This window comes from Pengzhenrongella sp., assembly GCF_036565025.1.
GTDB lineage: Bacteria > Actinomycetota > Actinomycetes > Actinomycetales > Cellulomonadaceae > Pengzhenrongella.
The window spans coordinates 1-2881 of the sequence record NZ_DATCNW010000442.1 but is presented as its reverse complement, the minus strand read 5'-3'; the positions used below and the strand labels follow the sequence as shown (position 1 = coordinate 2881).

The 2881-nt window shown below is 73.2% G+C and carries 5 protein-coding genes; 1 reads left to right on the top strand and 4 read right to left on the bottom strand.

Annotated elements, in window-relative coordinates; all coding sequences use genetic code 11:
* Together VIM26_RS25235 and VIM26_RS25230 are read right to left on the bottom strand one after the other, a co-directional pair.
* Window positions 1–554, bottom strand: a 554-nt coding sequence (locus tag VIM26_RS25235) for a permease prefix domain 1-containing protein (protein ID WP_331956086.1), incomplete at its 3' end; no start/stop codon positions are given.
* Window positions 551–907 (bottom strand): PadR family transcriptional regulator, encoded by a 357-nt coding sequence (locus VIM26_RS25230; protein WP_331956085.1) that lies wholly within the window; start codon window positions 905–907, stop codon window positions 551–553. The genes VIM26_RS25235 and VIM26_RS25230, both read right to left, overlap by 4 nt.
* A 63-nt stretch (window positions 908–970) precedes the next feature.
* On the opposite strand from VIM26_RS25230, the gene VIM26_RS25225 reads away from it, so the two are divergent.
* The gene (locus VIM26_RS25225; RefSeq protein WP_331956084.1) at window positions 971–1546 is read left to right on the top strand and encodes a hypothetical protein; all 576 of its coding nucleotides are present in this window, start codon (window positions 971–973) and stop codon (window positions 1544–1546) included.
* Between the two features lie 105 nt (window positions 1547–1651).
* On the opposite strand, the gene VIM26_RS25220 is transcribed toward VIM26_RS25225, so the two are convergent.
* Both VIM26_RS25220 and VIM26_RS25215 read right to left on the bottom strand, forming a co-directional pair.
* Window positions 1652–2365, bottom strand: a complete 714-nt coding sequence (locus VIM26_RS25220; RefSeq protein ID WP_331956083.1) for an HAD-IA family hydrolase — start codon at window positions 2363–2365, stop codon at window positions 1652–1654.
* 17 nt (window positions 2366–2382) lie between these two features.
* On the bottom strand, window positions 2383–2793 hold the full coding sequence (locus tag VIM26_RS25215; RefSeq protein WP_331956082.1) for a VOC family protein: 411 nt from the start codon (window positions 2791–2793) through the stop codon (window positions 2383–2385).
* Between the last annotated feature and the right edge of the window lie 88 nt (window positions 2794–2881).

Below are 2881 nucleotides of genomic sequence, written 5' to 3'. Positions count from 1 at the left end.
ACCCAGCGCCGGGCGCCCGCCCAGACGCCCAGCACGAGCACGCCAAGCACGCCGACGTCGATCCGCTGGCCGGTGACCTCGTCGAAGTGGTGCGAGGTCGCCGCCTCGACGCACGTATCGGAGCCCGGGCTGAGCTGGAAGTACTCGGCGCAGCGGGCCGGGGTGTACGTGACGCCGGGCGCGTCGCCCGCGACGAACTCCTTGCCGAGCGCGGCGCCGGCTCCCCAGGCGAGCGCCCCGCTCGCGCCGACGGCGACCAGGCCGACCCCGAGCACGAGGACGAGCGCGGTCACGACCTCGAGCAGCACTCCCCGCGGCGGCGCCCACGCCCGGCGCTGGAGGCCGCGCGCGACAGCGGCCGCGTCACCGAACCTGGCGACGGCCTGCGCGCCCGCGTCCTGCGCCGACAGGCCGCGCGCGACGCCGTCGGCCGTGGCCTCGTCGAGGTGCTGCTCGACCTCGGCGAGCACCCGGCGGACCTCGCGGCCCTGCCCCCGAAGGTTGTCGGCGACGTCGTCCAGGTAGCGCTCGACGGCGTCGTCGTCGGGGGTCATGCGACGCCTGCCGCGCCGTCGAGGACCGTGCTGATCCCGGTGGAGAACCGGGTCCAGCGCGTCCGTTCGGCCGTCAGAGCTCGCTGGCCCGCCGCCGTGACGGAGTAGACCTTGCGCCGCCGGCTCGGCCCGCTGGCGTCGCCGCGCTCCCACACCGCGGTGAGCCATTCGGCCCGCTCGAGCCGGTGCAGCGCGGGGTAGACCGTGCCCTCGGGCAGATCGAAGGTGCCGCCGCTGGCCTCGCGCAGCTTCCCGACGACGGCGTAGCCGTGCGCCGGGCCGTTGGCGAGCACCGAGAGCAGGAGCAGATCCAGGTTGCCCTTGAGGCGTTCCGCGTCCGATCCGGAGTTCATACCTAGCAAGGCTAGGCCTCATCGGACACGGTGTCGAGAATGAACGGTTCGGGCGGTCGGAACGTGTCCACGGAGAAGGGCGCGCGTGCGGCGCACCCACACCGCTGGAACTGGGGGACTCAGATGCGCAAGACCAAGACGGCTGTGATCGGCATCTTCCTGCTCGCGCTGGCGGCCTGCGGGTCGGGCGGCGGGACGGGATCATCCTCGTCGAGCAAGACGCCGAGCGAGGCGTCCAGCACGACGACACCCACGAGCACCCAGACACCACCCTCGACCGGTGTGGCCGGTATGGCCGCCGTCCAGGTCGCCAGCACCTCGCTCGGTGACGTGCTGGTCGATGCCAAGGGCACGACCTTGTACCTGTACGACCCGGACAACCAGGGCGCACCCACCTGCTACCAGGGCTGCGCGACGGCATGGCCGCCGCTGGTCGTCACCGGCAAGCCGACCGTCGGCACCGGGGCGGACGACTCCAAGCTCGGCACCGTCGCACGGACGGACGGATCGATGCAGGTCACGTACAACAAGTGGCCGCTCTACTACTTCGTCAAGGACTCCGCGAAAGGGGACACCAAGGGCCAGGGCGTCGGCGGGATCTGGTGGGTTCTTGACGCTGACGGCAAGGCGATGCACTGAGGTGTGACGCCGCCCCCGCGGGCACGAGGGCACCCAGGCGCCGGGGCGCCCGGCGCCCGACGCCTGACGCCTGACGCCTGACGCCTGACGCCTGACGCGAGAGCGTCAGGCGCGGGTGACCCGCACGCCCGCGGGAACCAGCTCGAAACGCAGCGCGGAGAGATCGGGGACCACCAGGTCACCGGTGATCTTGTCCCGTGTGGTCGTCGTGGTCAGGGCGATCGTGGTCGCACCGGCCGCGCGCGCCGCGGTGATCCCTGCGGTCGCGTCCTCGACCACGAGGCACCGGTTCGCATCGACGCCGAGGCGGGTCGCGCCGACCACGAAGGGTTCGGGGTCGGGCTTGCCGCGCGTGATGTCGTCGGCCGTGACGACGACGCCGGGAGCCGCGAGGCCGGTCGCGACCAGGCGGGCGCGGGCGAGCTCGCGGCTGCCGGAGGTGACGATCGCGACCCGGCCCGATCCCGCCAGCGCCGCGAGGGCGCGGGCTGCGCCGGGCAGGATCTCGATGTCGGCGGTGTCGGCCACCTCGATCTCGACGATCCGCACCAGTGCGCGGGCTCGTTCGGCCGCGGTGCGATCGTGCATGACGGTGTCGATCAGGGAGCTCGCGGGGATGCCGTGGTAGTCGCCGAGGCGGTCGGTGGGGATGGCGAACTCGCGCAGGAGCTGGGCCCAGGAGCGCACGACGGCGCCGATCGAGGAGATCAGCGTGCCGTCGAGGTCGAACAGGACGGCGTCGAAGGTGCGGCCGAGAACCGGGTTCTCGGCCGGGCTCTCGGAGCGGCCCGGGACGACGTCGGGCACGGGTGGCGACATCGGGGCCGGTACCGGCGTCACGCTGCGGATGGGTCGGCCTGCATGAGGCCGACGATGTTGCCGTCGGGGTCCTTAACGTAGGCGAGCCAGCCGACGCCGGGGGTGGCGGCGCGCGGCATGGCCACGGTTGCGCCCGCGGCGATGGCGTTGTCGAGGTAGGCGGCACAGTCGGGCACGTCGACCGTGATGACGAAGGCGTTGACACCCTGGCCGTCGGCGGCGCGGTCGCCGATGCGCGGGACCATGCCGCCGTCGATCCCCGGCTCGGAGTGCGGCACGCCGCCGCGCGGGTCGCCGTCGCCGGTGGTGATCAGCCAGTACGGGACGTCGCCCCACCGGTCGAACCGCCAGCCGAAGACCGTCTCGTAGAAGGCCTGGATGGCCGCGGGTTCGGTCGCATGGATCTCGAAGTGCACGGGCCTGGGCATGGCGCCGACGGTAGTACAGCGCGGGGGCGGGCGGGCGACATGGCTGCCGGGACCTGCCGACCCGCACACGTGGCTCGGCGCGGCGCGG

Bases quoted from the DNA above. Each gene is read 5' to 3' on its own strand.
- VIM26_RS25230 (WP_331956085.1), bottom strand. From the start codon at position 907: ATGAACTCCGGATCGGACGCGGAACGCCTCAAGGGCAACCTGGATCTG.
- VIM26_RS25220 (WP_331956083.1), bottom strand. From the start codon at position 2,365: ATGTCGCCACCCGTGCCCGACGTCGTCCCGGGCCGCTCCGAGAGCCCG.
- VIM26_RS25215 (WP_331956082.1), bottom strand. From the start codon at position 2,793: ATGCCCAGGCCCGTGCACTTCGAGATCCATGCGACCGAACCCGCGGCC.